The 3,457-nt window shown below is 68.7% G+C and carries 4 protein-coding genes; 3 read left to right on the top strand and 1 reads right to left on the bottom strand.

Translation table 11 applies throughout. The features are described from left to right. Window positions 1–200: ATP-binding protein (locus AC1DHD_RS15080; RefSeq protein ID WP_476880491.1), on the top strand; the 200-nt coding region annotated here is incomplete at its 5' end. Next, window positions 197–916 carry a response regulator gene (locus tag AC1DHD_RS15075; RefSeq protein WP_476880490.1) on the top strand — a complete coding sequence of 240 codons (720 nt, stop codon included), beginning with the start codon at window positions 197–199 and terminating at the stop codon, window positions 914–916. The genes AC1DHD_RS15080 and AC1DHD_RS15075, both read left to right, overlap by 4 nt. On the opposite strand, the gene AC1DHD_RS15070 is transcribed toward AC1DHD_RS15075, so the two are convergent. After that, complete coding sequence (locus AC1DHD_RS15070; RefSeq protein ID WP_476880489.1) at window positions 913–2,823, bottom strand: propionyl-CoA synthetase; 1,911 nt, start codon at window positions 2,821–2,823, stop codon at window positions 913–915. The two genes, AC1DHD_RS15075 and AC1DHD_RS15070, sit on opposite strands and share 4 nt — an antisense overlap. 183 nt (window positions 2,824–3,006) lie before the next feature. Between AC1DHD_RS15070 and AC1DHD_RS15065 the strand changes: the two genes are divergently transcribed. Next, window positions 3,007–3,457, top strand: a 451-nt coding sequence (locus AC1DHD_RS15065; protein WP_476880488.1) for a GntR family transcriptional regulator, incomplete at its 3' end; no start/stop codon positions are given.

Raw genomic sequence — 3,457 nt, 5'->3', positions numbered from 1 at the left:
TTTTCCGGCACGGCTTCAGCACCAAGGCGTCCGGCCCCTTCGGTCGCGGACTCGGACTGGCGCTGGTCCGGCAGGCGGTGCAGCGGCTGGGCGGTAGCATGACAATCACCAGCCCGGCCGGGGCACTGTTCCGTGTCACGCTGCCGACGGCGCCGGCAGCCGCGGCGGATCCAGCCGGGACAACAGAGGAACAGCAATGAGCGATATCCGCGTACTCGTCGTCGAGGACGAACCGATCGCAGCGGCTGCCCACGMCGCGTACATCGGCCGGCTGGACGGCTTCACCCTCGCCGGCTCCGCCCCGGACGGGCAGTCCGCGCTGCGCCTGATGACGGACCTGTCGGCCGCCGGGCAGCCCGTGGAACTGGTCCTGCTGGACATGAACCTGCCGGACCTGCACGGGCTTGATATCGCCCGCCGGATGCGCGCTGCYGGCCTCTTCGCGGACATCATCGCGATCACCGCCGTCCGCGAACTGTCCATTGTCCGCAGCGCCGTGGCGACCGGCGTCGTGCAGTACCTGATCAAGCCGTTCACCTACGCGACGTTCGCGGACAAGCTCCGCAGTTACCGGCTGTTCCGCGAGCAGCTCGCCTCCCCGGGGGTCGGAGGCACCGGACCCGGCGCGTCCCAAAGCGACGTCGACCAGGCGTTTGCGAGCCTGCGCGCACCATCGGAGCTGCCCCTGCCGAAGGGCCTGTCAGGGTCCACTCTGGAGTCCGTGCGGGAGTTCATGAAGCTGCAATCGGGGGCGGTGTCGGCCAGCGAGGTTATGGACGCACTCGGGATGTCGCGGGTGACAGCACGCCGCTACCTCGAATATCTCGCCGACGCCGGCACGGTGTCCCGCACCGCCCGCTACGGCGCGCCCGGGCGGCCGGAGAACGAATACCGCTGGAGCCGGCCGGGATCCTAGGCGGGCTGCTCCCCCGCGGCGCCCGGGCGCAGGGTCTCCAGGAGCTGGTCGATTACCCCGGCGTCCTCAATGGTGGACGGGACCACGTAGTCGTCCCCGTCGGCGATCTGGCGCATGGTCTTACGCAGGATCTTGCCCGACCTGGTCTTGGGCAGCGCGTCCACCACGGTGACGTGTTTGAAGTCCGCCACGGCGCCGATGTCGCGCCGGACCAGGGCGACCAGATCCGTGACCAGCACGTCCTCGGGCACGTCCACCCCGGATTTGAGCACCACGTACCCGCTGGGGCGCTGGCCCTTGAGCGGGTCGGCGAGCCCGATCACGGCGCATTCGGCGACGGCCGGGTGCTGGCCGATCACCTGCTCCATGGCCCCGGTGGAGAGCCGGTGCCCGGCGACGTTGATGATGTCGTCCGTCCGGCCCATTACAAACAGGTAGCCGTCCTCGTCCCTGTAGCCGGAGTCCCCGGTGGCGTAGCAGCCTTCGAAGGCCTGCAGGTAGGAGGAGATGTACCGCTCATCGTTACGCCAGAGGGTGGTGAGGGTGCCCGGCGGGAGCGGCAGTCCCAGCACAATGTTGCCCTCGGTGCCCGGCTCAACCTCCTGCCCCGCGCCGTCGAGGATCCGCAGCCGGAAACCGGGCATGGGAACACTCGGCGACCCGGCCTTGATCGGCAGCCCGTCCAGGCCCCGCGGGTTGGCGCAGATGGCCCAGCCCGTCTCGGTCTGCCACCAGTGGTCCACCACGGGGACGCCCAGGATTCCGGACGCCCAGTGGAAGGTGTCCGTGTCGAGCCGTTCCCCGGCGGCAAAGAGGGTCCGCAGGCTGGAGATGTCGTACTGCTCCAGCAGCCTGGCCTCGGGGTCGGCCTTGCGGATGGCCCGCAGCGCCGTCGGGGCCGTGAACAGTACGTTGACCTTATGGTCCTCGATGACGCGCCAGAACGCGCCGGCGTCCGGGGTGCCGACCGGCTTGCCTTCATAGATCACCGTGGTGGCGCCGGCCAGCAACGGCCCGTAGACAATGTACGAGTGTCCGACCACCCAGCCGACGTCGGAGGCTGTCCACATCACATCGCCCGGGCCGACGTCGTAGATGTTCTCCAGCGTCCAGCCTAAGGCGACGGCGTGGCCGCCGTTGTCCCGCACCACTCCCTTGGGCGTCCCGGTGGTCCCGGAGGTGTAAAGGATGTAGAGCGGATCCGTGGCCAGGACGTCCACCGGAGCGGCGGGCTCCGCGGAGTCCATGGCCGCGTCCCAGTCGAGCCAGCCGGGGTGGTCAGCGGCCGAGGCGGCGAAGCCGTCCCTGGCTTTGACCAGCACAGGGGTTCCGGGGGCGCCGGCGAGCTCGAGGGCTTCGGCGACGGCGGGCAGGTATTCGATGCGCCGGGACGGTTCGATCCCGCCGGAGGCTGTGACGATGGCGGCGGGTGCGGCATCGAGGATCCTGGCAGCGAGCTCCTTGGGCGCGAAGCCTCCGAATACCACCGAATGGACGGCTCCGAGCCGGGCCGTGGCGAGCATGGCGATGGCGGCCTCCGGGATCATCGGCATGTAGATGACCACACGGTCGCCCTTGCCCACCCCCTGGTTGCGCAGCGCCCCGGCGAACCGGGCCACGAGGTCCGTCAGTTCGGCGTAGCTATAGCGCTGCTGGGTGCCCAGCATGGCGGAGTCGTAGATGAGGGCGTCCTGTGCACCGCGGCCTTCCGCCACGTGCCGGTCCAGGGCGTTGTAGCAGGTGTTCATGACCCCGTCGGGGAACCAGCCGTAGAGCGGGGCGCGGCCGGAATCGAGGGCCTTGGTGGGCGGGGTTGTCCAGGTGACTTTGCCGGCGGCTTCCAGCCAGAAGGCTTCCGGCTCGCCGATGCTGCGCTCGTAGCTGTCCCGGTAGTTTGCGGTGTCCATAAGCTGATCCCGTCCACGACGATGTGATGCAGCTAATGGTAGCCGGGCACATGGCCCGCCACAAGAGGTTTGTATACAGCGAGCGCCGATACTCTCGATTTTGGCGGGAAATACGGCTGCACTCTGGGTCTTTCGCAGAACTGTGTATACAATGGGGTGGTCAGCCGAGGAAGGAGACCCAGTATGCGCGCCAGCGACAAGGCCTATGCGGCCCTGCGCGAGGACATCATCGAATGGCGCCTGGCTCCGGGTACGGTCCTCGCCGAAGTGGAACAGTCCGAGCGGCTTGGCATCTCGCGGACCCCGCTCCGGGAGGCGCTCAGCCGGTTGACCGCTGAAGGGCTCACGACGACGGCGGGCGGCCGCGGCGTCGTCGTTACCGACATCTCCCTCGAGGACATCGACGAGCTCTTCGAACTCCGCGAAACCCTGGAGGGCAAGGCCGCGAGGCTGGCCGCCGAGCGCGGCGACGCCGCCACATTCGAACAATTGCGGCGTGAACTCCTGGACGCACCCGAGCTGATCAACGGCGCCGATCCGGCCCGGCACGACTACTACAGCCTGGTCGGGCGGCTCGACACCGCCATCGATGCCGCGATCTCCAACTCCTACCTGGTGCAGGCCATGCGCAGCC

It is taken from the genome of Arthrobacter sp. 05L45_2, assembly GCF_056397525.1.
Note: the sequence above shows the minus strand (reverse complement) of the source record. Positions and strands in the feature narration are given on the sequence as shown.